Here is a 24,817-nt window from a genome sequence, read left to right on the forward strand (position 1 = left end):
TCTGACACAAAGCCATGGACATGCCATCGTCTGCCGTCTCCGAAATCCCCAACGCCACATCGGCGGCCATTGCCGCGCACATCGCCAACGCGCTGCGGGCCGCCATCGCCGAACGCGGGCAGGCCAGCCTGGCGGTGTCGGGCGGCAAATCGCCCATTCCGGTGTTCGAGGCCCTGCGCGGGCAGGTGCTGGACTGGTCCCGCGTGACCGTGGTGCTGGTGGACGAACGGGTGGTCCCGCACGGCCACGCCGACAGCAACACCGGACTGGTGCAGCGCCACCTGTTGCAGGGGGCGGCCGCCCAGGCGCGGTTCCTGCCGTTCTTCGGTGAAATCACGCCGCAGCTGACCGCGGTCGTGCTCGACACGCTGGTCGACGACGCCACCGCCCGGATCGACCCCCTGCCCTGGCCGCTGGACGTGGCCCTGCTCGGCATGGGCGAAGACGGGCACACCGCGTCGCTGTTTCCTGGCGCTGCCGGCTTCGCCCGCGCGATGGCCACCGACGAGCAGTTGGCCTGGGTGGTGTCCGACACCGCCCCCCACGCGCGCCTGACCTTCACCCTTCACGCCCTGCTGAGTGCGCGCGAACTGCTGCTGGCGCTGGCCGGCGAAGCCAAGTACGCGGTGTACCGCCGCGCCCGCGAACAGGCCGACGTGGCGCTGCCGGTGTCGCTGGTGCTGAACCAGGACCGCACTCCGGTCAGCGTCTGGCTGGGCTGAGCCCGCCCACGAGCACCCGCGTCCACAAGCCCCGCTGCCCTGGCGCCCCACCCCTGAAAGCCCCCCGATGCCGTTCCTCCACCCCATCCTCGAACACGTCACCCGGCGCATCACCGAGCGCAGCGCCGGCCCGCGCAGCCGCTACCTGCAGACCATGGACGCGCAGGCCCATCAAGGCACGCAACGCGCCGGCCTGGGCTGCGCCAACATGGCCCACACCACGGCCGCGCTGCCTGCGGCCGACAAGCTGGTGATCCACGCCGAGCGCGCACCGCACATCGGCATCGTCACCGCCTACAACGACATGCTCTCGGCGCACCAGCCGTTCGAGCACTACCCCGAACAGCTGCGCGCCCACGCGCGCACCGTCGGCGCCACCGCGCAGGTGGCTGGCGGCGTGCCCGCCATGTGCGACGGCATCACCCAGGGCGAAGCGGGCATGGAACTGTCGCTGTTCTCGCGCGACGTGATCGCCATGGCCACCGCCGTGGGCCTGTCGCACAACGTGTTCGACGCCGCGCTCATGCTCGGCGTGTGCGACAAGATCGTGCCCGGCCTGTTCATGGGCGCGCTGCAGTTCGGCCACCTGTCCACCGTGTTCGTGCCTGCCGGCCCCATGGTCAGCGGCCTGTCGAACGACGCCAAGGCCAAGGTGCGCCAGCAGTTCGCGCAGGGCCTGGTGGGCCGCGACGCTCTGCTGGAGAGCGAGGCCCAGGCCTACCACGCGCCCGGCACCTGCACCTTCTACGGCACCGCCAACAGCAACCAGATGCTGATGGAGATCATGGGCCTGCACCTGCCAGGCTCGTCCTTCGTCAACCCCGGCACGCCGCTGCGCGAAGCGCTGACCCGGGCCGCGCTGGAGCGCGCCGTGGCCAACACCGGCAAGACCGGCCAGCCGCGCATCCGGCTGGCCGACATCGTGACCGAAAAAACCCTCGTCAACGGCATCGTCGGCCTGCTGGCCACGGGCGGCTCCACCAACCACACGCTGCACCTGGTGGCGATGGCGCGTGCGGCCGGTATCGTGATCGACTGGAACGATTTCGCCGAACTCTCGGCCGTGGTGCCGCTGCTGGCGCGTGTCTACCCCAACGGCAAGGCCGACGTGAACCACTTTCACGCCGCCGGTGGCATGGGCTTCCTGATGCGCGAGCTGCTGGCCTACGGCCTGCTGCACGCCGACGTGACCACGGTCATGGGCCCGGGCCTGACCGCCTACACGCAGGAGCCCTGGCTGCCGACGATCGACAGCCAGAGCCAGCTCGCCTGGCGCGATGTGCCCGCCACCAGTGGCGACACCGCCGTGCTGCGCCCGGTGGCCGACCCGTTCAGCGCCGACGGTGGCCTGCGCCTGCTGCAAGGCAACCTGGGCCGCAGCGTGGTCAAGGTCTCGGCCGTGGCGCCCGAACACCGTGTGGTGCGCGCCCCGGCCGTGGTGGTGCACGACCAGCAGGAACTGCAGGATCTGTTCAAGGCCGGCCAACTGGAGAAGGACTTCGTCGCCGTGGTGCGCTACCAGGGCCCGCGCGCCAACGGCATGCCCGAGCTGCACAAGCTCACGCCGCCGCTGGCCGTGCTGCAGGACAAGGGATTCAAAGTGGCGCTGGTCACCGACGGCCGCATGTCTGGCGCCTCGGGCAAGGTGCCCGCCGCCATCCACCTCAGCCCCGAAGCCCTGTGCGACGGCCCCATCGGCAAGGTGCAGAACGGCGACCTGATCACGCTCGACTGCGAGCGCGGTCTGCTCGAACTTGAGGTGGACGCCGCCACGCTCGCGGCCCGCAGCGTCACCCACCCCGACCTGTCGCACAACGCCCACGGCACCGGCCGCGAGCTGTTCGGTCTGTTCCGCGCCCATGCGGGCGAAGCCGAATCGGGCGGCTCGCCGCTGTTCGGCTGATCTCTTTTCAGGAACCCCGCCCCATGACCACCACCTGCTTCACCCGCCCCGCGTTCACCTCCCGCGTCGTGCCCGTCATCGTGCTCCAGGACCCGGCCCATGCCGTGCCGCTGGCGCACGCGCTGCTCGAAGGGGGCATCGACGTGGTCGAGATCACCCTGCGCTCCGGCGCTGCGCTGAAAGCCATCGAAGCCGTGGCCAAGGCCGTACCCGACATGCACACCGGCGCCGGCACCGTCACCCGCGTGGCCGAGGTGCAGCAGGTGATCGACGCCGGCGCCACCTTCGCGCTCTCGCCCGGCGCCACGGACGCGCTGGTGGCCGCCGTCGAAGCGGCCCGGCTGCCCTTCATTCCCGGCGTGATGACGCCCGGCGAAGTCATGCACCGGCGCGAACAGGGCTTCTCGCTGATGAAGCTGTTCCCGGCGCAGCAGGCCGGCGGCCTGGGCATGCTCAAGGCCCTGGGTGCGCCCCTTCCCGACGTGATGTTCTGCCCCACCGGCGGTGTCAGCCCCGACAACCTGAAAGACTTCCTGGCACTGCCCAACGTGGCCATGGCCGGCGGCTCCTGGCTCACACCCGCCGACGCGCTGGCCGCAGGCGACTGGAAACGCATCACGCGCCTGGCCCGCGAAGCCACCGACATCGCCGCGACGCTGGCCTGAGCACCCGCCTCACCACCTTCGCCCTTGCGGCGCGGCCCCCGCCGCGTGCGACACTTGCCGGACTACCGATTCCGCCCATGAACGCGCCCGTCCCGTCCCCGACCACCCTGCCCGCGTGGCAGCAACTCGCCCAACTGGCCGCGGCCCCGCAGCCGCACCTGCGCGAGCGCCTTGCCCAGCCCGGCCGCGCGGCGCTGCAGGCCGCCGCCGAAGGCACCGGCATCCGCATCGACTTCACGCGCCAGGCCTTTGACGAGGCCATCTGGTCCGCCCTGACCACCCTCGCCCGCGAAGCCGGCGTGGAAAGCCAGCGCGACGCCATGTTTGCCGGCCAGGCCATCAACACCAGCGAGCAGCGCGCGGTGCTGCACGTGGCCCTGCGCGGCACGCCCTGCGCCAAGGGCAATGCCGCCCCCTGGGGCACCGTGATCCAGGGCCTGGTGCAAAGCGAACTGAACCGCGTGTGCGAATTCGCCGACCGCGTGCGCGCCGGCGACCTGAAAAGCAGCACCGGCGCCGCCTTCACCGACGTGGTGAACATCGGCATCGGCGGCTCCGACCTCGGCCCGCGCATGGCGGCCGACGCGCTGGCACCGCTGTGCAGCGACAGCCAGACCGGGCTGCGGGTGCACTTCGTCAGCAACCCCGATGCCTGGGCGGTCTACCACACGCTGCGCGGCCTGAACCCGACCACCACGCTGCTGATCGTCGCGAGCAAGACCTTCACCACCCAGGAAACCATGACCAACGCCACCACCGCGCGGCGCTGGCTGGACGACGGTGGCATCACCGGCACGGCGCAAAGCGCGCACCTGGTGGCCATCACCGCCGCGCCCCGGAAATCGGCCGCCGCCGGTTATCCCGAAGCGCACACCTTCACCTTCTGGGACTGGGTCGGCGGCCGCTATTCCGTCTGGTCCGCGCTGGGGCTGCCGCTGGCGCTGGCCATCGGATCCACCGCCTTCCGCGAATTCCTGGCCGGTGGCCAGGCCATGGACGCGCACTTCCGCTCCGCCCCGCTGGCGCAGAACCTGCCCGTCATCCTGGCAATGAGCGGCGTGTGGAACCGCAACTTCCTGAACTGCCCGACGCAGCTGCTCGCGTGTTACCCCAGCCGCCTGGTCCGTTTTGCGCCCTTCGTGCAGCAGATGGACATGGAAAGCAACGGCAAGCGCGTGCGCAAGGACGGCCAGCCCTGTGACAGCGGAACCGGCCCCATCCTCTGGGGTGGACTGGGCATCGACGGACAACACGCCTACTTCCAGTTGCTGCACCAGGGCACGCACCGCGTGCCGGTGGAGTTCATCGGCGTCGACACCGAAGACACCCCGCTGCCGCTGGCCGCCGAACACCACCGCGTGGTCAACCTCAACCTGCGCGCGCAGTCGCAGGCACTGGCCGTGGGCCGCGACGAAGCCGCCACGCTGCAGGCCCTGATCGCCGAAGGCCGAGACCCCGAACAGGCCGCCGAGTTCGTGAGCCAGCGCAGCTTCCCCGGCAACGTGCCCAACAGCGTGATCTGGCTCGATGCCCTGACCCCACACCGCCTGGGCGCGCTGATCGCGCTGTACGAACACAAGGTGTTCGTGCAGGCCGCCATCTGGGGCATCAACGCCTACGACCAGTGGGGCGTGGAGCTGGGCAAGACCATGGCCAAAGCCATGGAAAACGGGTAGTGGCCCCCACGCGCCACCGCTGCGCGGGTTGCTGCCCCCCGAGGGGGCTGACCTGGCTCGGGAGCGGCCCTTCGCTGCGGTCGTCGGCCCCCACGCGCCACCGCGTGGGTAGCGGGCGCCACACACCCGTCATGCCCGCGCACGCGGGCATCCAGAAGAGGGGAAGTGGTGCGCACCACGCCCGGCACCGCACCCCACCCGGACTGACGCCATGAAGATCGCCCTCATCGCCCACGACCACAAGAAAGACGACATGGTGGCCCTGGCCACCGCGTTCGCCCCGCTGCTGCGGCAGCACACCCTGGTGGGCACCGGCACCACCGGCCGCCGGTTGCAGGCCGAAGCCGGGTTGCCGGTCGAGTGCCTGCTCAGCGGCCCCCTGGGCGGTGACCTGCAGATCGGCGCCCGCCTGGCGATGGGCGAGGTGAATCTGGTCATCTTCCTGCGCGACCCCATGACCGCCCAGCCGCACGAGCCGGACATCAACGCCCTGGTGCGAGCCTGCGACGTGCACAACGTGCCGTGCGCCACCAACGTGGCGTCCGCGCGGATCCTGTTGCAGCACCTGGCGGCCACCGGCAGCCGCGCCTGAAGCAGCGGAACCGCCCTGACCACTTGCCCCGGAGCCAGCCGCCATGAGCCGTCCCATCCGCGTCCTCTTCGTCTGTATGGGCAACATCTGCCGCAGCCCGACGGCCCACGGGGTGTTCCGCCAGCAGGTGCAGGCGGCGGGTCTGACCGGTCGTATCGCGGTGGTGTCGGCCGGCACACACGGCTACCACGTCGGCGCCGAACCCGATGAACGCAGCCAGCAGCATGCGGCGCGCCGGGGCTACGACCTGTCGGACCTGCGCGGCAGCCACCTGGGTGCCGACGACTGCGTCGCCGCCGACCACGTGCTGGTGATGGACGAGGCCAATCTGCGCGACGCACTGCACGTGTGCCCGCCCGAACACGCCCACAAGCTGCGTTTGCTGGCTTCGCACGCGCGGACGCTGAAAGCGCGCGAGGTGCCCGACCCGTACTACGGCGGTGCGGCGGGTTTCGAGCGGGTGCTCGACCTCATCGAAGACAGCTGCACCGGCCTGCTGGACGCGCTGCGCCGCGAGCACGGGCTCTGAAAGCGCGGCGCGGCCGCCGCGCGGTGGCCGTGTTCAGCCGTTGAGCACGCGCAGTTGCTGCGCGATGATGTCGTGATCGAGCCAGAGCACCGGGCCCGACGGTGCAGCCGAGGCGTTGAACATCAGCGGGCCGGTGGCCTCGATCACACGGGTGCTCAGCAGGTCGGTGATGAGCGCGCAGCGGTCCTTGTGCAGGCCGGTGATGGTGTCGGACGCGCCGATCATCAGGTCGGCCAGGCCCTGGCTGTTGGGCATGGGCCAGGCGGCGAAGTTGCCGTAAGCCTGCATCACGTCGCTGGCGTAGAAGTCGGCAATGGTCTGCATCACCGTCTCAATGCTGGCCGGGTCGGTCAGCAGTTCGCGGCAGGCGTCCCACTGCGACTCGGTCCAGGCGCCCGGGGCTTCCCGGCGCAGCGCGCGCAGCAGCGAAAACAGCGGCAGCTCCACGCCCACGAAGATGTCCGACGAATTGGTGCGGATCTCCGGGCAGTTGTAAACGGTGGCGCGGATGCCGCGCGCCCAGGCGTCCTGCGCGATGCGCTCCAGGCGCATCTTGGCGTAGCCCTGGGTGTAGTTGCTGTAGGTCTGCCAGCGGTATTCGTCGCCGATGAGCACGCGCGTGCCGTGGTAGCCGTAGGCCGAATAACACACCTGCCCGCCGGTGCGCTCCATGCGCTCGCGGATCGCCGCGCTGCCGTCGATGAGATGGCCGAAAGTGTTGGCCGACACTTCGTCAAAGTTCTGCAGGATCAGCTTGCCCAGGTCGCTGTCGAGCAGTTCCTGGGACGACTGGTGGCGGTCGCCACGGCCCTTGTAGACGCGGTTGGCGATGGCCAGAAACACCTTGGCCTTGGGAATGCCGCCGGCCATGGTGTGGGCAAAAAACACCTTGGCGCCGTCGGGAATCAGGCCGTCGAGCGTGGCCATCACCTGCGCCACCGAGGCCTTGAAGCGGTTCACACCGACCTCGCGGCAGCGCGCAATGTGGTCCCAGTCCAGCTTGTCTTCGGTCCAGGTCTTGATCGACAGCGCGCCCAGCAACTCGGTCGGCGTGGGGGTGCCGGCCGGCGCATCCATGTCGAAACCGGCCATCAGCGGCACGTTGATGATGCGGCCACCCAGGTTGGCTTCTGCCGCAGCCAGCTCTTCACCGGTCAGCGGGCGCAGGCTGCCGTCGGCCTCGCGGCGACCAACGGTCACGCCGATGATGGTCATGCCGGCCTGGCGGGCCTCGGCCACCAAGCCGTTGGCGTAACCGCGGCCGAACAGTTCGCCGAACAGCACGAACACATCGCCGGCGCGGAACTGGTGGGGCTGTGGGAGTTGGGTGAGGGGAATAGGACCGTTCACGGTGTCTAACTCGCTGTTGTTATCGGTGTCCGACAGGGGCTGGCGCACTGCGCCAAACCGCGTACTCTAACGGAGCCGGGCCGGCCACGCTCAGCCGCCGGCCGCCAGCAAGGCCTTGGCGGCCTCGATGCGCAGAGCCATCGGCACCGAGGCATCGTTCATCACGGCCAGCAGAAACGGCCTCGGCCCGGTGTGTTCACCCAGGGCAGCCGGGCCGTCCGTAGCGTCTGCAACCGGTGCCGCCCGCGGAGCTTCGGCCGCCATCGACAGCAGCGGCGCCCATTGCCCGGGCTGCAGCGGCGCCAGCCGGGCCAGCACGTCGGCCTGGGCGTCAGCACCGGGCGGCAGGTCGAGTGCCGCCTCGTCCCCGAACACAGCCGCCAGATCGGGCGCCACAAAGGCCGACCAGCGCTCGCCATCGGGCATGGCGCGGGGCACGGGCGGCGCGTGCTCGACCGCCGGGGCCGCTCCTTGCGGCCACAGGCCCAGGCGACCCGGGGGCACTTCGGGCAGGTAGCGCTGCACCAGCGCGTGCAACAGGGCCCGGCCCTGGGCCGGCGCCACCGGTTGTGCGAGCGAGAACCAGAGCTGGTAGCCGTCGCGCCCGTTGACCGCGATGGCCGGAGCGGGCCAGTCCAGATCGGCCTGCACCCCGCGCCACAGCGCGCCGATCAGCGACCAGTCGGCCGGCCGCGCGAGTTCGAGCACCAGGGCTCGCACCTGCCCTTGCGCACCCACCAGGTCGGCCCCATCGGCCGCGCCGCCGGGCACGGCGTACAGGCGCTGCCATTCTTGCGTGTATCGATCCATGCCGCGATGGTAGCGAGCCCCTGCCGCCGCCGCGCCCCCGCCATCCCCGAAAAAGCCGGCCCCGGAGGGCCGGCTGGGCGGTGCGGGCGTGCGGTCGAGCCCGCCAAGTCAGTGGCCGCGGGCCTGCGCCACGGCGGCCTGCACCTCTTTCCACAGGCCTTCACCCACCTGGGCGGCAATGCCGGCGTTCACCGCGGTGAGCTTGTCGCGCATGCGGGCGGCTTCGGCGGGCGGCAGCTCGTTGACCTGCATGCCCTTGCCCTTCAGGTCGGCCAGCGCCTTGGCCCCTTCGGCGCGCGTGTCCTGGCGCTCGAAGTCGCGGCTCTTGACGGCCGCATCCTGCAGCACCTTCTTCTCGGCAGCGCTCAGGCCATCCCACCACTTCTTGCTCACGGTCACGATCCAGGGGCTGTAGACGTGGTTGGTCACGGTCAGGTACTTCTGCACCTCGTAGAACTTGGACGACACGATGGTGTTGTAGGGGTTCTCCTGGCCGTCGACGGTCTTGGTCTCCAGCGCGGTGAACAGCTCGGAGAACGGCAGCGGCACGGCATTGGCGCCCAGGGTCTTGAAGCTGTTGAGGAACACGTCGTTCTGCATCACGCGCAGCTTGATGCCGTCCAGGTCTTCCAGCTTGGCCACCGGGCGCTTGTTGTTGGTGAGATTGCGGAAGCCGTTTTCCCAGTACACCAGGCCCACCAGCCCCTTTTCCTGCAGCTTGTCCATCACCTTCTGGCCCACAGGGCCGTCGAGCACGGCGTCCGCTTCCTTGGCGTTGTTGAACAGGAAGGGGGTGTCCCAGATCGCCATTTCCTTGGTGATGCCCACCAGGGTGGCGGTGGAGCCGACCATCATTTCCTGCGCGCCACCGATGAGCGCCTGCTGCATCTGCGTGTCCGGTCCCAGCGCGGCCGCACCCACGGCGCGCACGCGCATCTTGCCGCCGGAGGCCTTTTCCACCTCTTCGGCGAACAGCTTGACGGCGCGGCCCTGGTTGGACTGCTCGTTCAGGCCGTAGCCGAAGCGGATCAGGCGGGGCTTGATGTCCTGCGCCAGCGCGGCAAAGGGCGCGGCCAGGGCGGCCACGGCAGCGGCGGCCAGTACGGTGCGACGGATCACTTTCATGCGAATGTCTCCAGAAGAGGATGGGGAGCGGAGGAAAAGCCTCAGCGCAGCCACGCGACGGGCGCGATGACGATCTGCGGAAAGGCGACGAAAACCAGCAGGATGGCCAGATACACGACCAGGAACGGGTTGACCCCGCGGATCACCTCGTCGAGGCGCAGGCGGCCGACGCCGGCCACCACGTTGAGCACCGTGCCCACGGGCGGTGTGATCAGGCCGATGGTGCCGTTGAGCACGAACATCAGGCCGAAATAGACCGGGTCGATGCCCGCCTTGACGGCGATGGGCAGCATGACCGGCGCAAAGATCAGGATGGTGGGCGTGAGGTCCAGCGCGGTGCCGACCACCACCAGCAACAGCATCATCACCAGCATGAGTAGCTTGGGGCTTTCGGTCAGGTCGCCCAGCCAGCCGGTCAGCACCGTGGGCAGGTCGGCCAGCGTGACCATGTAGCTAGCCACCTGCGCGCCGGCGCACAGGAACATCACGATGGCGGTGGTCTTGGCGGCCCGCGACAGCACGCCGTGCAGTTGCACCAGCGTCATTTCGCGGTGCACCAGGGTCGCGATCACCAGCGCGTAGAAGGCGGCCACCACGGCCGCTTCGGTGGGCGTGAACACCCCCGTCTTCATGCCCCCGATGATGATGACCGGCATCAGCAGGGCCCAGAAGGCCTTGGCCGTGGCCCGCAGGCGACCGGCCAGTGGCATGGGCGGGTCCTGCCGCACCGTCAGGCGCCGGCACTCGACCTTCCAGGCGATCACCAGGCCCAGGCCCATGATGACGCCCGGCACGATGCCGGCCAGAAACAGCTGCGAGATCGAGGTGTTGGTGGTCACCCCGTAAATCACCAGCGGCATCGACGGCGGGATGATGGGCGCGATGATGCCGCCGGCGGCCATCAGGCCCGCCGAGCGGCCCATGGGATAGCCGTGCGACTTCATCATGGGCAGCAGGATGGTGGCCAGCGCCGCCGTGTCGGCCAGGGCCGAACCGCTCATGCTGGCCATCAGCATGGCCGCACCGATGGTCACGAATCCCAGGCCACCCTGGATGTGGCCGACCCAGGCGCGCGCCATCTCGATGATGCGGCGGCTGATGCCGCCCGCGTTCATCAGCTCACCGGCCAGGATGAAGAAGGGCACGGCCAGCAGCGGAAAGCTGTCGACCCCGGCCACCAGGTTCTGCGCCAGCAGTTGGGTGTCCCAGAACCCGAGCACCCAGGCCATGCCGGCCCCGGTGAGCACCAGGGCAAAGGCCATGGGCACACCGATACCCATGAACACCACCATGCCCAGGCAGAAGACGATGAAGGCTTGTGCTTCCAGTGTCATGGCCGTTCACTCCACCTCGGCTTCGTGGCCGAAATCGGGCAGACGCCCACGCAACAGGTTCCCCAACGCCATTACCCCGATGGCCGCGGTGCTCAGCAGCGCCGGCAACGGCAGCAGCGCGGTCGGGTACTTCAGGATCACGCTGTGGCTGTCCAGCCCCACCACCACCTGCTGCCAGGCCCCCCAGGCCACGAACCCGCAGGCCAGCAGCACCAGCGCGTGGATCAGCCGCGCCAGCACCGGCATGAAAGCCCGATGGCGGAGCGGCCGCAGCAAGGCGGTGAAGGCCATGTGCTCGCCCCGGGCGTAGGCCGCCGTGGCACCGATGAACACCATCCACACGAACAGCAGGCGCGACAGCTCCTCGCTGGCGGCCACACCACTGCCGAAGCCATAACGCAGCACGACATTGAGGAACACGGCCAGCGCCATGACCGCCAGGCAGGCGGCCATGGCATGGCTGGCCAGGGACTGGAATCGGGAAACAGGTTGGTCCATGGTTCAGGCCTCCACCCGCTCGCCGGCCAGCCAGCGGGTCACGGTCAGGGTCAGCGCGTCCAGCGGCTGCGTCGCATCCACGCGCAGCACGCCGGGCTCGCCGCTCGGGTCTTCCAGGGTCTGGAACTGGCTGTCCACCAGGCTGACCGGAAACAGGTGTGCGGTGCGCGCGGCCACACGCTCTCGGGACTGCTCGGGCGTCAGGGCCAGAAAGGCGAACCGCAGATCCGGCACCGCCTGGCGCAAGCGATCACGGTAGCGCTGTCTCAACGCCGAACAGGTCAGCACCATGCCGCGCGGATGGGCCGCGAACTGCGCGGCCAGCCGGTCCAGCCAGCCCTCGCGGTCGGCATCGGTCAGCGCCTGGCCGGCCCGCATCTTGGCCACGCTCTCGGGCGCATGGAAATCGTCGCCCTCGATCAGGGGCAGCGCCAGCCCGGCAGACAGCCGTTGCCCCAGGCTGGACTTGCCACAACCGGCCACACCCATGACCACGAGGTGCACAGGATTGGGTGATATCGACATATTGGTAGCGCTATCCAAACAACATCAAAAAAAATGCCCCATCGTTGCGGGCCCACTTTTTTGTTCCTTCAAGGGATACAACCGGCGGCCCAGCTTGTGCGATGAAACTGGTAGCGCTATCCTACCGACAGTCTTTCACCCAGTCATACGGGAAAACCCTTGAGCAACACCGAACGCCGCCGCCGTCACAGCGGCCGGACCACCCTGGCCGACGTGGCCCGCGAAGCCGGCGTGAGCCCGATCACCGCCTCGCGCGCGCTGCGTGGCGAGCGCGGCGTGGCGGCCGAGCTGGCCGACCGCGTGCGCCAGGCCGCCGAGTCACTGGGTTACGTGCCCGACCCGGCGGCGCGCGCCCTGGCGTCGCAGCGCAGCCATCAGGTTGCGATCCTGGTGCCGCTGCTGTCCAACGCCCTGTTTGTCGACGTGCTGGAAGCGGTGCAGTCCACGCTCTGGCCCCACGGCTACCAGACGCTGATCGGGGTCACCCACTACCGCCCCGACGAAGAAGAGCAACTGCTGCGCACCTACCTGGCCCACCGGCCCGCCGGCCTGCTGCTCACTGGTTTCGACCGCACCGAGGCCGCGCGCCGCCTCATCGGCCACGTGCCCTGCGTGCACCTGATGGAGCTGGCGCGCGCGCCGGGCGTGTACTGCGCCGGTTTCTCGCAGCAAGACGCTGGCGAAGCCATCACCCGCCATCTGCTCGAACGCGGCCGGCGGCGCATCGCCTTCGTGGCCGCGCAGCTCGACCCGCGCACCATGCAGCGCGCCGAGGGCTACCGCCGCACCCTGCGGCAGGCGGGCTTGTACGACCCGCGGCTGGAGCGCCTGAGTCCGGAGCCCTCGTCGATGCGGCTGGGCGGTGAGCTGTTCGCCGAGCTGCTGCAGCAACACCCGGACTGCGACGCCATCTTTTTCTGCAACGACGACCTGGCGCAGGGTGGCTTGCTCACCGCCCTGCGCCAGGGCGTGGCGGTGCCGGGGCGCGTGGCGGTGGCCGGTTTCAACGACCTGTCGGGCAGCGACCAGATGCTGCCGCCCCTGACCACGGTGCGCACGCCGCGGCGCGCCATGGGCGAAGCCGCGGCCCGCATGCTGCTGAGCCTGATGCGCGGTGAAACGCCCGCCACCACGGCGCTGGACCTGGGTTTCGAACTCACGGTGCGCGAAAGCACCTGAGGGCGGCGCCCGGGGCGATCGGTCAGGGCAGCAACCAACCCGACAGCGCCTGCCCGACGGGCGCGTGCCAGCCCTCCCACGCGAAGTAGCCCAGCACGGCGAGCAACAGCCAGGCGGCCAGCCAGCGCCGGTCGTTCGGCACGAGGTCCGGCCCCCGGCCTTCGACGCGGCCGTTGAGCATGGGCCGCGCCAGGTTGCTGCCACGCAGCAGGCTCAGTCCGGCCAGCAACGCCAGGTGCGCAAACACCGCCATCAGCATGGCCTCAGCCAAAAATTCGTGCAGCTCTTCCAGCCAGTGTCCGCCCCAGTCGTTGTAGGTGGCGTAGCCGCTGAGCGCGACCGGCAGGGCCAGCAGCAGCAAGGCCCCCATGGCCAGGGCCATCAGCAGGTTCTGGCCCTGCCGCATCGCACCCGTGGCGAACGAGCGCTGGTGCCACGCCGCCATCAGCGAGCGCCCCCAGGCGGGCGCGCCAGCCAGCCGGCGCCAGAGCAGGCCCAGGCGCGCATGGCGGGGGCCGATCGTGCCGTACAGCACGCGGAACACCAGCAAGCCTGCCAGGGCGTAGCCCAGCGTCACGTGCACCCGTCGCCAGTGCTCGCTGTCGGCCGTGAGGTAGGCGCCCAGAAAACACAGTGCGAACAGGGCATGGAACAGGCGCGTGGGCGCATCGGTCACGCGGCGGGTGGGTGCGGCAGCACGCGGCGCTGCGGTCGATGCCGGCGCGCCGGCCAAGGTGTCGGATGAAGGGGTGTGCATCGCCATTCGCCTTTCAGTCGCGCCACGCACGGCGCTGGCCGTCACTCAGGCCGGCGGGCATGCGCAGGAAGTCTTCGTCGTAGTCACCCCGGTCGGCGCGCGTGTGGCAGGCCCCGCAGTTCGCCGCACTGCCCACGCTGGGCAGGCGCCACACGGCGGGCGCGATCTCGTCGTGTTTGCGCAGAAACCAGCGCGAACGGGTGATGCGGTCCTCCGGCGGCGACTCGGCCACCCGGCGGTGGCTGCCGGCATGGGCCTGCAGCCAGCCACCGATCTGCTTCACCGCGGCTTCGTCAAGCGCAGCGTCGGTGCCGTAGTGCCGGTCCAGGCCTGCCATGACACGCTGCCACGAGGCAGCGGGCAACATGCCAGGCGGATACGCGGTGTGGCAGGCCGCGCACTCCTGCACATAGGCCGGCGGCATGCCCGGCGGCCAGCCGCGTGGGCCGTCGGCGTGCGCTGATGCCGCCAACAGCACGGTCCCGGCAGCGGTCAGCAGCGCGGTGCGGAAAAACGGGTCAGTCACCATGATGGGGCTCCCAGATTGCGTGGCGCCATCAGCGCAGGGTGTAGAGATAGGCCAGCACATCGGCCTTCTCGGCCGCGCTGCATTCGCGGGACAGCACATCCTTGCAATTGCGGCGCAGCCACTTGTCCACCTTGGCCGTTTCGGTGAAGGCCTTGGCGTTGAACGCCGGGGCCAGCGGCGCGATGGACTTGGCCGTGCTGGCGTGGCGGCCTGTGCCGGTGGGTGGCATACCGTGGCACGAGGCACACGACCATTCACCGCCATGCCGGCGGTCAAAGAAAACCTGGCCCCGTGCCGGGTCGCCCCCCGCACCTGCCTGCACACTCCAGCGAATCAGTTGGTCGGCGGCGGTGGTGTCACCCGCCTGTGCCCAAGGCGCACCCAGCGCGGCGGATGCGGCCAGAATCAGCCCGGCGGTGCGGGCCCTTGTCGGATATGGCATGACATAACTCCTGATGAAAGCCCCTGAAGGGCGGTGAAAGGCATTCTTGAAAACCCTGCTTGAACCCGTGCTGAAGCCCGCATTCATCTGCCATTCAGGGCCGTCAACGACAATGGCCGCATGCCCGCGTCACCCCCTGCCCACCGCACCCCGCCCCGGCGGCGCCGGCTGCCGGCGGTGCTGATCGCGGTGGCGGCCCTGGTGCTGCCACCGGCCTGGGCCGACCGCGACGACCACGAACGTGCCCGCCAGGCGGTGACCGCGGGCGAGGTGCTGCCGCTGCGCACCGTGCTCGAACGCCTCGAACGCGACCACCCCGGTCAGGTGCTGGAGGTCGAACTGGACCGCGAGGACGGCCGCTGGGTGTATGAGATCAAGCTGCTGCAGACCAATGGCCAGTTGCTCAAGCTGGAAATCGACGCCCGCACCGCCGAGACCCTGCGCAGCAAGCAGCGCGAAGACCGCGGCCGCCACAACCACCGCTGAGAGAGCCGCCATGCGCCTGTTGCTGGTCGAAGACGAACCGACACTGCGTGCCCAGGTGGGCGCGGCGCTGACCGACGCCGGTTATGCCGTGGACAGCGCCGACAACGGCCGCGATGCCCACCACCTGGGGCACACCGAAACCTACGACGCGGTGGTGCTCGACCTCGGCCTGCCGGTGCTCGACGGCCTGACCGTGCTGCGCCGCTGGCGCGACGAAGGCGGCACCATGCCCGTGCTCATCCTTACCGCACGCGACAACTGGCACGAGAAGGTGGCGGGCATCGACGCCGGTGCCGACGACTACCTCACCAAACCCTTTCACATGGAAGAGCTGCTGGCCCGCGTGCGAGCGCTGATCCGCCGCGCCCATGGCCAGGCTTCGCCCGTGCTGCAATGCGGCGCGCTGGCCCTGGACACACGCAGCGGCCGCGTCACGGTGGACGGCGTGGCGGTGACCCTCACCGGCCACGAATACCGGGTGCTGGACTACCTGATGCACCGGCCCGGACAGGTCATCTCGCGCACCGAGCTGACCGAACACATCTATGCCCAGGACCACGACCGCGACTCCAACACGATCGAAGTTTTCGTGGCCCGCCTGCGGCGCAAGCTGCCCGCCGACTGCATCGAAACCGTGCGCGGTATGGGCTACCGCCTGACCACCGACAGCCCTCTCCAGCCGTCGATGACATGACGGGCGCCCCGCCCCGCCCCACCCCTCGCTGGCGCAGTTCGCTGCGCTGGCGCCTGCTGGCCGCGACGCTGGCAGCGCTCGCCGTGGCGCTCACGCTCGCCGGCCTGATGCTCGCCAGCCTGTTCCGCGAGCACGTGATGAGCCAGTTTGAAAACGCGCTGCGCCGGCAGCTCGATCAACTCACCGCCCAGCTGGAATTCGACGCCAGCGGCCAGCCCCAGATCGATACGCAGACGCTGACCGACCCCCGCTGGCAGCGGCCCTTCGGCGGGCTGTACTGGCAGATCGACCGCCTGGCACCCGCCGCCGATGGCATCCGGCCGGCCGTGCTGCGTTCGCGATCCTTGTGGGACACCACGCTGCAGATGCCGGACGACGCGGTCGCCGACGGCGTGGTGCATGTGCACGAGGGACACGGTCCCCGCAGCGTTCCGGTGCTGATGCTGGAGCGTTCGCTGTCGGTGGCCGAGCAGCCAGGCACCCGCTGGCGGCTCGTGGTGGCATCAGAAACCCAGGAGGCACACGAGGCCGTGGCCCGCTTCAACAGCGTGCTGGCCGCGTCGCTCGGCCTGCTCGGGGCCCTGCTGGCCATCGCCGCCCTGGCCCAGGTGAGCATGGGCCTGGCCCCGCTGCGCGCCCTGCAGACCGCACTCAAACGCGTACGGGAAGGGCAGGACACCCGCCTGCACGGCAACTTTGCGGCCGAGATCCAGCCCCTGATCGACGACTTCAACGGCGTGCTGGACCGCAACGCCGAAATTGTGGCCAGGGCCCGCACCCAGGCCGGCAATCTGGCGCATGCGCTCAAAACGCCCTTGACCGTGCTGTCGCAGGCCGCCGGCCAGCCGGGCAACGAGGCATCGGCTCCGCTGGCGCGGCTGGTGCAGGAGCAGACCAATACCGTGCGGCGCCAAGTCGACTGGCACCTCGCACGCGCCCGCGCAGCCGGCGCCCAGCGCCTGCCCGGCCTGCGCACCCCGCTGGCGCCCACCGTGGCGGGGCTCGTCCGGGTGATGCAGCGCGTGCATGCCGACCGGGACCTTTCCATCGACATGGCCGGTATTCCGCCCACCCTGAGCTTTGCCGGGGAAGAGCAGGACCTGCAGGAAATGCTGGGCAACCTGCTGGACAACGCCTGCAAATGGGCCCGGCACACCGTTCGCATCCAGGCACAGAAACACGCCCCCATGCCGGGTACGAACGGCCCTGGCTTGCAACTGGAGGTGGTGGACGATGGTCCGGGGATTGCACCCGACGTCCGCCAGGCGGTGCTGGCACGCGGTGCCCGTCTGGACGAGTCGATGGCCGGCTCCGGCCTGGGCCTGGCCATTGTCGACGAACTGGCCCAGCTTTACGGGGGCCGGCTGGCCCTGGAAACGGCGCCCGGCGGCGGCTTGTTGGCGCGCCTGACGCTGCCTGCAGCCGCCTGACCCTCAGGCGGCCGGCAAAGCGGCTGGCTCGGCCTGCTCGACACGGCGCCGGTACACCCGGATCGACCAGGAGTGCCCGCCATGATTCACAGCGCGCGACGCTTCCAGCAAGGCGTAGTGACCATCCAGCTCACGCCAGATCTTGCGCGACTTCAGCATGTCGAACATCGACACGATGAACACACCGCCGGGCTTGAGAAAGGCCTCGTAGCGCTGCACCGCCTTCAACGGATCGGCCAGGTAGTAGAGCACCTCGTTGAAGATGATCACGTCGCTGGGTTCGGGCGGCTCAAAGACCTCGATGTCGGCAGCCACAAAGCGGCTCTTGCCATCGGCCGGCATCTGCTGGGCCTTGCCGATGGCCTCGCTCGAAAGGTCGACCCCGTCGTAGCGGGCATAGGTATCGGGGTTGAGGTGCAGCTTCAGAATGCCCTCTCCGCACCCCAGGTCCAGCACCGGCCCCCCCTGGGTGAAGCGATGGCTGAAGCTGACGATCGTGCCGTAGCGCGCCAGCTCGCTGGATCGGTAAAGGTAGTTCCAGTGCCCCTGCCCGTAGGCCACATCCCAGTCCGTCACGCTGTGGCGTTGAACCTCATAGGGCAGGAGCGCCACCACCGATTCGGGCATGTAAGCGGCCAAGGTGCATTTGGCCAGTCGTTTCCAGCGCTTCAGAGCAATCGACATTCCGTACCGTGTCAGCGTATGTTGTTCACGGCTGCCGCCATGTGGCCGGCAACCCCCCGCCCCCCCTCCAGAGGCTGGCGTATTGTGGCACCACGCTTACGGGCACTTAATTAAACACAATTAAACACAACGGATTTGGCGGCGATGCAACGACCAGACTTGACAGGCTGACCCGGCACTCGGGTGCAAAAACGGGACAGTGCCCCGCTCCAGCCAGCCGTCCTCTTTGTGTTTTTTTGACCGGCCTGCAAAAGTCCCGAAAAACACGCTATAATTCAAGGCTCGACGGGTTCTTAGCTCAGTTGGTAGAGCAGCGGACTCTTAATCCGTAGGTCGTAGGTTCGAATCCTACAGGACCCACCAAAATGCAAGGCCTGCAGTCTCCGGACTGCAGGCCTTTCGTCTATGGCGCTCGAGGGTCTTGGTTTACAGGCCGTTACAGACAGCCTGGCGCCACCGCCCACACGCTTCACACACGCACCGGACAATCCCGGCCATGTCTTCCAAGCTCTCGCGACGCGCGCTGCTCGCCCTGCTACCAGCGGGCTGGGCTGCGGGCATGGCGCTGTCCCCGGTGCCTGCGCATGCGGCCCTGGTGGACCTGCCGCCGATCGACCGCATCGTCCACTACACCCCCAAGCTGCCCCTGCAAGTCCTCACCGCCGATGGTGAGGAAATCGCGCAGTTCGGCACCGAGCGCCGCATCTATGTTCCGCTGACCCGGATTCCCCAGCGCCTGCAGGACGCGGTCCTGGCGGTCGAGGACGCGCGCTTCCGCGAACACAGCGGGGTCGACCCGAAGGGCATTGCCCGGGCCGTTGTCGCCGCACTGACCGGCGGGCGGCGACAGGGCGCTTCGACGATCACCCAGCAGTTGGTGCGCACCATGCTGCTGACGCACGAATTCAGCATCGAGCGCAAGACCAAGGAAATCCTGCTGGCACTGCAGGTCGAGGACGAACTGTCCAAAGATCGCATCCTGGAGATCTATCTCAACGAGATCTTCCTCGGACAGCGTGCCTACGGGTTTGCCGCTGCCGCACAAACCTATTTCGGCAAGTCGCTCGACCAGTTGTCGCTGGCCGAAACCGCCTTGCTCGCCGGCCTGCCGCAGAACCCCTACTACGCCAACCCGGTGGCCAACTTCGACCGTGCCGTGGCCCGTCAGCGCGTGGTGCTGCAACGCATGCGCACCGTCGGCGTCATCGACGACGCCCAACTGGCGGCCGCCAAAGCCGAAAAGCTGGTGATTCGCCCACGCAACCAGCGCAGTGTCGAGGCCCCTCACGTGGCAGAGATGGCGCGCCGCACGGTGGTCGAGCGCTTCGGCACGGAAGCCTATTCCAGCGGCATCCGCGTCTACACCGCCTTGCGCGCCGAGGATCAGCGCGCCGCGCATGCGGCGGTACAGCGTGGCGTCCTGGCCCAGGATCGCCGGGCACCCTGGCGCGGCCCCGAGGCACAGGAAACCCTGGCGGCTGGCGGCGGTGCCGAACTGGAGCGCGCGGCGGCCGAGGCGCTCAAGGATCACCGCGACGACGAAGTGCTGCGCGTGGCCATCGTGCTCTCGGCATCGACCCGCGAAGCCCAGGTGCAACTGGCCACAGGCGAGCAACTGCGCATCACCGGCGAAGGCTTGCGCGCCGCCCAGGCCGGGCTCGGGGCCAAGGCCAAGGAGGCCTTGCGCATCCGCCGGGGCTCGGTGGTGCGGGTCGTGCAGGAGGGCAAGACCTGGCGCCTGACGCAATGGCCTGAAGCCGAAGCGGCCCTGGTCGCGATGGACACCCGCACCGGACGCGTGCGTGCCCTGGTCGGCGGATTCGACTTCAGCCGCCAGCCCTTCAACCACGCGACCCAGAGCTGGCGCCAGCCAGGCTCGGCCTTCAAACCCCTCCTGTACTCGGCGGCACTGGAAGAGCGCGTCATGCCCGCCACCCTGGTCGACGACCTGCCCTTCACCGCGGCGAACGGCTGGAGCCCGAACAATTCCGGAGGCACCATGGCAGGCGGTCCGATCTCGGTGCGCGAGGCACTGGCCCGCTCCAGCAACCTGGTGAGCGTGCGCGTGCTGCAGCACACCGGCACGCACCGCGCGCGCGATTGGGTCACCCGCTTTGGCATCGATGCCTCGCGCCAGCCGGACAACCTCACGCTGGCCCTGGGCACCGGCCTCGTGACGCCGATGCAGCTGACGCGCGCCTATGCCACGTTCGCCAACGGGGGCTGGCTGGTCGACCCCGTGGTGGTGGAAAAAATCACCGACGCCCAGGGCAAGGTGCTGTTCGAAGCACCGCCGCCGCCCGCCCTCAACGAGGAGACCCGCGCGATACCGGCCCGCAACGCCTTTGTCATGAACAGCCTGCTGGCCGATGTGACCCGTGTCGGCACCGCCGCGCGCGTCCAGGCCACCCTGCAACGGCCGGACCTGCACGGCAAGACCGGCACCACCAACGATGTGGTCGATGCCTGGTTCGCCGGCTACCAGCCGTCGCTCGCCACCGTGGTCTGGATGGGCTACGACAAACCGCGCAGCCTGGGCGATCACGAATCCGGTGGCCGTCTGGCGATGCCGATCTGGCTCGACTACATGGGCACCGCACTGAAGGGCGTTCCGGTGGTCCCGGAGCCCGCTCCGCCGGCCGGGGTGGTCCGGTCAGAAACCGACTGGCTCTATGCCGAATGGCAACAGGGCGGTGCGGTGGCCGACATCACCGATGCCGGAGGCACCCAGTACGCAGGGCCGCCGACGCTGCTGGACCACCTGAAAGACTGGTTCCGGCCCTGACAAAAAAAGCCGACCTCAGGTCGGCTTTTTGGGTGTGATTGCCAGTCGTCCGGTCGCGCTTCTCACGCCCCGCAGATCCGGGCCTTGGCTTCGGCATATTCGCGCCGGAAGCGTGCCACCAGATCCCCCGCAGGGACCACCTCGCGAATCGCGCCGATGCCCTGGCCACAACCCCAGATGTCGCGCCAGGCCTTGGCCGAATTGGAGCCTTCGCCGGTGGCGAAATTCATCTTGCTCGGGTCGCTTTCAGGCAGGTTTTCAGGGTCCATGCCGGCATTGCGGATGCTGCCCTTGAGGTAGTTGCCATGCACGCCGGTGTAGAAGTTGCTGTAGACGATGTCGTCCGAGTTGCACTCGGTGATCATCTGTTTGTAGCCATCCACGGCACGCGCCTCGTCGGTGGCGATGAAGGCCGAACCGATGTAGGCAAAGTCGGCACCCATGGCCTGCGCCGCCAGAATGGCACCGCCCGATGCGATGGAGCCCGACAGCGCCACGGGCCCATCAAACCACTCGCGGATCTCCTGGATCATGGCGAACGGGCTCTTGACGCTGGCGTGCCCTCCCGCGCCTGCAGCCACCGGAATCAGGCCGTCCGCGCCCTTCTCGATCGCCTTGTGCGCGAACACGTTGTTGATCACGTCGTGCATGACCACGCCACCCCAGGCGTGCACAGCCTGGTTCACGTCTTCGCGCGCCCCCAGACTGGTGATGATCACCGGCACCTTGTACTTGGCGCACAGTTCCATGTCGTGGTCCAGGCGATCGTTGCTCTTGTGCACGATCTGGTTGATCGCGAACGGGGCCGCCTTGTTGTCGGGGTTCGCCTTGTCGTGCGCCGCCAGCGCTTCGGTGATCTCGGCCAGCCACTCGTCCAACTGCGAGGCCGGGCGCGCGTTGAGTGCGGGCATGGAGCCGACCACCCCGGCCTTGCACTGGGCAATGACCAACTTGGGGTTGCTGATGATGAACAGCGGCGAGCCGATCACCGGGAACGGCAGGTTCTGCAGCACCGGGGGCAGGTAGCGTTGGCGGGGGGTCATGTCGTCTCCTGGATTGAAAGTTGCCATCGATTCTGGGCGAGCACCACCCGCCGGCCTGTCGATGCGGGGACAGGCCGGTGGTGACAGAGCACAAGCAAAAACTTAGAAGGCTTCGGCCGCCAAAGCGGTCGCGGCGTCAGCGCCCTCGACCACCGCGTCGCGCACACCCGGGGCGCGGCTGAGAATGTGGTCGGCATAAAACCGGGCGGTGATCACCTTGGCCTGCATGAAGCCGGCATCGTTGCCGGCTGCCGCCTGGGCTTGCGCCACCAGCAGCGCGCGCGCCAGTTGCCAGCCGGCCATGAGGTTGCCGGCCAGCAGCAGGTAAGGCACGCTGCCGGCAAAGGCGGCGTTGGGGTTGGCCTTGGTGTTGGCGGCGATGAAGTCCACCACATCGATGAACGCGAGCCGCGCGGCTTTCAGGCGCTTGGCCACGGCCAGCGCATCGGCGCTGCCGTTCGCGGCCAGCTCGGCTTCGGTCTTTTCGATCTGTGCCGCAATGGCCTTGGCGGTGGCACCACCGTCGCGGGCGGTCTTGCGGCCCACCAGGTCGTTGGCCTGGATGGCGGTCGTGCCTTCGTAGATGGTCAGGATCTTGGCGTCGCGGTAATACTGCGCGGCGCCCGTCTCTTCGATGAAGCCCATGCCGCCGTGCACCTGCACCCCCAGGCTGGTGACCTCCAGGCTCATTTCGGTGCTGTAGCCCTTGACCAGCGGCACCAGGAATTCGTAGAAGGTGGCATTCTGTTTGCGCACCCCGGCGTCCGGGTGGTGGTGCGCTGCATCGTAGGCCGCTGCGGCCACACTGGCCATCGCACGGCAACCTTCGGTGGCGGCGCGCATGGTCATGAGCATGCGTTTGACGTCCGCATGGTGGATGATGGGCGCGGCGGTGGTGAAGCTGCCGTCGACCGGGCGGCTCTGCACGCGATCCTTGGCATAGCCGACGGCCTTCTGGTAGGCACGCTCGGAGATCGCGATGCCCTGCACACCCACCGCGTAGCGGGCCGCGTTCATCATGATGAACATGTATTCGAGGCCACGGTTCTCTTCGCCAACCAGATAGCCGACAGCGCCGCCGTGGTCGCCGTACTGCAGCACGGCGGTAGGCGAGGCCTTGATGCCCATCTTGTGTTCGATCGAGACGCAGTGCACGTCGTTGCGCGCGCCCAGCGAGCCATCGGCGTTGACCATGAACTTGGGCACCACGAACAGGCTGATGCCCTTCACGCCCTCCGGCGCACCCTGCACCCGGGCCAGCACCAGATGGACGATGTTGTCGGCCATGTCGTGCTCACCGTAGGTGATGAAGATCTTGGTGCCGAAAATCTTGTAGGTGCCATCGGGCAGCGGCTCGGCGCGCGTGCGCACCGCCGCCAGGTCCGAACCGGCCTGCGGCTCGGTCAGGTTCATGGTGCCGGTCCACTCGCCGCTGATCAGCTTTTCCAGGTAGGTCGCCTTGAGGTCGTCGCTGGCAGCGGTGAGCAAGGCCTCGATGGCCCCATCGGTCAGCAGCGGACACAGCGCGAAACTCATGTTGGCGCTGTTGAGGATCTCGCCACAAGCCGCACCGATGGTCTTGGGCAACCCCTGGCCGCCAAAATCCACCGGATGCTGCAGCCCCTGCCAGCCACCCTCGGCGTACTGCTTGTAGGCCGCCTTGAAACCGGGCGTCGTCGTGACCTGGCCGTCTTTCCAGAACGACGGGTTCTTGTCGCCTTCGAAGTTCAGCGGCGCAATCACCCCTTCATTGAGCTTGGCGCACTCCTCCAGCACCGCCTGGGCAGTCTCCAGGCCGGCCTCCTCGAAGCCCGGCAACTGCGCGACCTGGTCGATGCGGGCCAGATGCTGAATGTTGAACAGCATGTCTTTGAGGGGGGCGACGTAGCTCATGAGGTCTCCTGGAACACCCCCGCGCCGCTTGCGCGTCACCCCCTCTAGGGGGCACAGCCAACGGCCCGGCAAAGCCGGTTCCGTGGCTGTCGCTGGATCGGGGCCTTGGCTCCAGCGTTGTGGTTGAAGGGAATGCTTAGAGTTTGGAGACCAATTCCGGCACGGCGGCAAACAGGTCTGCCTCCAGGCCGTAGTCGGCGACGCTGAAGATCGGGGCTTCGGGGTCCTTGTTGATCGCCACGATCACCTTCGAATCCTTCATCCCGGCCAGATGCTGGATCGCCCCGGAGATGCCCGCAGCGATGTACAGCTGCGGCGCCACGATCTTGCCCGTCTGCCCCACCTGCAGGTCGTTGGGCGCGTAGCCCGCGTCCACCGCCGCACGGCTGGCACCGATGGCCGCGCCCAACTTGTCGGCCAGCGGCGTCATCACTTCCTGGAACTTCTCGCTGCTGCCCAGGGCCCGGCCACCGCTGACGATGATCTTGGCCGCCGTCAGCTCGGGCCGGTCGCTCTTGGCGATCTCGCTGCCCACGTAGCTGCTCTTGCCGTTGCCGGCGGCGGCCACCACGGTTTCCACCGCCGCACTGCCACCCTGGCCCGCGGCGTCAAAGCCGGTGGTGCGCACGGTGATGACCTTGGTGGCGTCGCTGCTTTGCACGGTGGCGATGGCGTTGCCGGCGTAGATCGGGCGCTCGAAGGTGTCGGCGCTGATGACTTTGGTGATGTCGCTGATCTGGGCGACGTCGAGCTTGGCGGCCACGCGCGGGGCCACGTTCTTGCCACCGGCGGTGGCCGGGAACAGGATGTGGCTGTAGTTACCGGCGATGGCCAGCACCTGGGCGGCGACGTTCTCGGCCAGGCCGTGGGCGAAGCCTTCACCGTCGGCGTGGATGACTTTGGCGACACCGGCGATCTGGGCCGCTTGTGCTGCGGCAGCACCGGCGTTGGCGCCGGCCACCAGCACGTGCACCTCAGCGCCACAGGCCGCGGCGGCGGTGACGGTGTTGAGCGTGGCGCCCTTGATCGTTTGGTTGTCGTGTTCGGCAATGACGAGTGCGGTCATGACGTGAATTCCTTGAAATCAGATACGGATCGAGCAAAAGGTCTTTGACGAGGCGCCCGTGGAGCCGGCTTCGCCGGGTCACCAGGCGCGCCCCCTGGGG

24 protein-coding genes and 1 tRNA gene are annotated in these 24,817 nt (G+C 68.7%); 12 read left to right on the top strand and 13 right to left on the bottom strand.

What is annotated here, in order from left to right:
* Window positions 1-20 precede the first annotated feature (20 nt).
* The 6 genes from pgl to QQK43_RS03295 all read left to right on the top strand — a co-directional run bounded on the left by pgl (window position 21) and on the right by QQK43_RS03295 (window position 6,087).
* Window positions 21-722, top strand: a complete 702-nt coding sequence (gene pgl, locus QQK43_RS03270) for a 6-phosphogluconolactonase (protein WP_284306669.1) — start codon at window positions 21-23, stop codon at window positions 720-722.
* A gap of 67 nt (window positions 723-789) precedes the next feature.
* Window positions 790-2,625 (top strand): phosphogluconate dehydratase, encoded by a 1,836-nt coding sequence (gene edd / locus QQK43_RS03275; RefSeq protein ID WP_284306670.1) that lies wholly within the window; start codon window positions 790-792, stop codon window positions 2,623-2,625.
* 23 nt (window positions 2,626-2,648) lie between these two features.
* Window positions 2,649-3,290, top strand: coding sequence for a bifunctional 4-hydroxy-2-oxoglutarate aldolase/2-dehydro-3-deoxy-phosphogluconate aldolase (eda, locus tag QQK43_RS03280; protein ID WP_234263344.1), 642 nt, complete (start codon window positions 2,649-2,651; stop codon window positions 3,288-3,290).
* Window positions 3,291-3,367: 77 nt separating this feature from the next.
* Window positions 3,368-4,966 carry a glucose-6-phosphate isomerase gene (pgi, locus tag QQK43_RS03285; protein ID WP_284306671.1) on the top strand — a complete coding sequence of 533 codons (1,599 nt, stop codon included), beginning with the start codon at window positions 3,368-3,370 and terminating at the stop codon, window positions 4,964-4,966.
* A 211-nt stretch (window positions 4,967-5,177) separates the two neighbouring features.
* On the top strand, window positions 5,178-5,558 hold the full coding sequence (locus QQK43_RS03290; protein WP_284306672.1) for a methylglyoxal synthase: 381 nt from the start codon (window positions 5,178-5,180) through the stop codon (window positions 5,556-5,558).
* A 43-nt stretch (window positions 5,559-5,601) separates the two neighbouring features.
* Window positions 5,602-6,087: a low molecular weight protein-tyrosine-phosphatase gene (locus tag QQK43_RS03295; RefSeq protein ID WP_284306673.1), complete on the top strand. Its 486-nt coding sequence runs from the start codon at window positions 5,602-5,604 to the stop codon at window positions 6,085-6,087.
* Window positions 6,088-6,120: 33 nt separating this feature from the next.
* Here QQK43_RS03295 and QQK43_RS03300 read toward each other — a convergent pair whose 3' ends face one another.
* The 6 genes from QQK43_RS03300 to QQK43_RS03325 all read right to left on the bottom strand — a co-directional run bounded on the left by QQK43_RS03300 (window position 6,121) and on the right by QQK43_RS03325 (window position 11,729).
* On the bottom strand, window positions 6,121-7,437 hold the full coding sequence (locus QQK43_RS03300) for an enoyl ACP reductase FabMG family protein (protein ID WP_284306674.1): 1,317 nt from the start codon (window positions 7,435-7,437) through the stop codon (window positions 6,121-6,123).
* A gap of 90 nt (window positions 7,438-7,527) precedes the next feature.
* Window positions 7,528-8,247: a hypothetical protein gene (locus QQK43_RS03305; protein WP_284306675.1), complete on the bottom strand. Its 720-nt coding sequence runs from the start codon at window positions 8,245-8,247 to the stop codon at window positions 7,528-7,530.
* 108 nt (window positions 8,248-8,355) lie between these two features.
* Window positions 8,356-9,372 carry a TRAP transporter substrate-binding protein gene (locus tag QQK43_RS03310; protein ID WP_234263350.1) on the bottom strand — a complete coding sequence of 339 codons (1,017 nt, stop codon included), beginning with the start codon at window positions 9,370-9,372 and terminating at the stop codon, window positions 8,356-8,358.
* 41 nt (window positions 9,373-9,413) lie between these two features.
* Entirely contained in the window at window positions 9,414-10,706 is a 1,293-nt protein-coding gene (locus QQK43_RS03315) for a TRAP transporter large permease (protein ID WP_234263351.1), read from the bottom strand.
* Window positions 10,707-10,712: 6 nt separating this feature from the next.
* Window positions 10,713-11,204 carry a TRAP transporter small permease subunit gene (locus QQK43_RS03320; protein WP_284306676.1) on the bottom strand — a complete coding sequence of 164 codons (492 nt, stop codon included), beginning with the start codon at window positions 11,202-11,204 and terminating at the stop codon, window positions 10,713-10,715.
* A gap of 3 nt (window positions 11,205-11,207) precedes the next feature.
* Window positions 11,208-11,729, bottom strand: coding sequence for a gluconokinase (locus QQK43_RS03325; RefSeq protein ID WP_284306677.1), 522 nt, complete (start codon window positions 11,727-11,729; stop codon window positions 11,208-11,210).
* Window positions 11,730-11,888: 159 nt separating this feature from the next.
* Between QQK43_RS03325 and gntR the strand changes: the two genes are divergently transcribed.
* Window positions 11,889-12,908 carry an HTH-type transcriptional regulator GntR gene (gene gntR, locus QQK43_RS03330; RefSeq protein ID WP_284306678.1) on the top strand — a complete coding sequence of 340 codons (1,020 nt, stop codon included), beginning with the start codon at window positions 11,889-11,891 and terminating at the stop codon, window positions 12,906-12,908.
* A gap of 22 nt (window positions 12,909-12,930) precedes the next feature.
* Here gntR and QQK43_RS03335 read toward each other — a convergent pair whose 3' ends face one another.
* From QQK43_RS03335 to QQK43_RS03345, 3 genes are read right to left on the bottom strand one after another with little or no spacing between them, the layout of a single operon-like run.
* The gene (locus QQK43_RS03335; protein WP_284306679.1) at window positions 12,931-13,665 is read right to left on the bottom strand and encodes a cytochrome b/b6 domain-containing protein; all 735 of its coding nucleotides are present in this window, start codon (window positions 13,663-13,665) and stop codon (window positions 12,931-12,933) included.
* Window positions 13,666-13,678: 13 nt separating this feature from the next.
* Window positions 13,679-14,194 (bottom strand): diheme cytochrome c, encoded by a 516-nt coding sequence (locus QQK43_RS03340; protein ID WP_284306680.1) that lies wholly within the window; start codon window positions 14,192-14,194, stop codon window positions 13,679-13,681.
* Between the two features lie 28 nt (window positions 14,195-14,222).
* A complete protein-coding gene (locus QQK43_RS03345; RefSeq protein WP_284306681.1) occupies window positions 14,223-14,636 on the bottom strand; it encodes a DUF1924 domain-containing protein in 414 nt (137 codons plus the stop codon).
* Between the two features lie 120 nt (window positions 14,637-14,756).
* On the opposite strand from QQK43_RS03345, the gene QQK43_RS03350 reads away from it, so the two are divergent.
* From QQK43_RS03350 to QQK43_RS03360, 3 genes are read left to right on the top strand one after another with little or no spacing between them, the layout of a single operon-like run.
* The gene (locus QQK43_RS03350; RefSeq protein ID WP_234263359.1) at window positions 14,757-15,122 is read left to right on the top strand and encodes a PepSY domain-containing protein; all 366 of its coding nucleotides are present in this window, start codon (window positions 14,757-14,759) and stop codon (window positions 15,120-15,122) included.
* A 10-nt stretch (window positions 15,123-15,132) separates the two neighbouring features.
* Window positions 15,133-15,816 (top strand): response regulator, encoded by a 684-nt coding sequence (locus QQK43_RS03355; RefSeq protein ID WP_284306682.1) that lies wholly within the window; start codon window positions 15,133-15,135, stop codon window positions 15,814-15,816.
* Window positions 15,813-17,246: a sensor histidine kinase gene (locus QQK43_RS03360; protein WP_284306683.1), complete on the top strand. Its 1,434-nt coding sequence runs from the start codon at window positions 15,813-15,815 to the stop codon at window positions 17,244-17,246. Before QQK43_RS03355 ends, QQK43_RS03360 begins: the two co-directional genes overlap by 4 nt.
* A 3-nt stretch (window positions 17,247-17,249) precedes the next feature.
* Here QQK43_RS03360 and QQK43_RS03365 read toward each other — a convergent pair whose 3' ends face one another.
* Window positions 17,250-17,885 carry a class I SAM-dependent methyltransferase gene (locus QQK43_RS03365; protein WP_284306684.1) on the bottom strand — a complete coding sequence of 212 codons (636 nt, stop codon included), beginning with the start codon at window positions 17,883-17,885 and terminating at the stop codon, window positions 17,250-17,252.
* A gap of 332 nt (window positions 17,886-18,217) precedes the next feature.
* Here QQK43_RS03365 and QQK43_RS03370 point away from each other — a divergent pair.
* Window positions 18,218-18,293: transfer RNA gene (locus QQK43_RS03370), tRNA-Lys, on the top strand.
* 133 nt (window positions 18,294-18,426) lie between these two features.
* Window positions 18,427-20,715, top strand: coding sequence for a penicillin-binding protein 1A (locus tag QQK43_RS03375; RefSeq protein ID WP_284306685.1), 2,289 nt, complete (start codon window positions 18,427-18,429; stop codon window positions 20,713-20,715).
* Between the two features lie 62 nt (window positions 20,716-20,777).
* On the opposite strand, the gene QQK43_RS03380 is transcribed toward QQK43_RS03375, so the two are convergent.
* From QQK43_RS03380 to QQK43_RS03390, 3 genes are all read right to left on the bottom strand, one after another.
* On the bottom strand, window positions 20,778-21,758 hold the full coding sequence (locus QQK43_RS03380; protein ID WP_234263364.1) for an NAD(P)H-dependent flavin oxidoreductase: 981 nt from the start codon (window positions 21,756-21,758) through the stop codon (window positions 20,778-20,780).
* Window positions 21,759-21,860: 102 nt separating this feature from the next.
* The gene (locus QQK43_RS03385; protein ID WP_284306686.1) at window positions 21,861-23,651 is read right to left on the bottom strand and encodes an acyl-CoA dehydrogenase; all 1,791 of its coding nucleotides are present in this window, start codon (window positions 23,649-23,651) and stop codon (window positions 21,861-21,863) included.
* 136 nt (window positions 23,652-23,787) lie between these two features.
* Window positions 23,788-24,717 carry an electron transfer flavoprotein subunit alpha/FixB family protein gene (locus tag QQK43_RS03390; RefSeq protein ID WP_284306687.1) on the bottom strand — a complete coding sequence of 310 codons (930 nt, stop codon included), beginning with the start codon at window positions 24,715-24,717 and terminating at the stop codon, window positions 23,788-23,790.
* Window positions 24,718-24,817: the final 100 nt, after the last annotated feature.

This window comes from Hydrogenophaga electricum, from assembly GCF_030160815.1.
Classification (GTDB): Bacteria; Pseudomonadota; Gammaproteobacteria; order Burkholderiales; family Burkholderiaceae_C; genus Hydrogenophaga; species Hydrogenophaga electricum.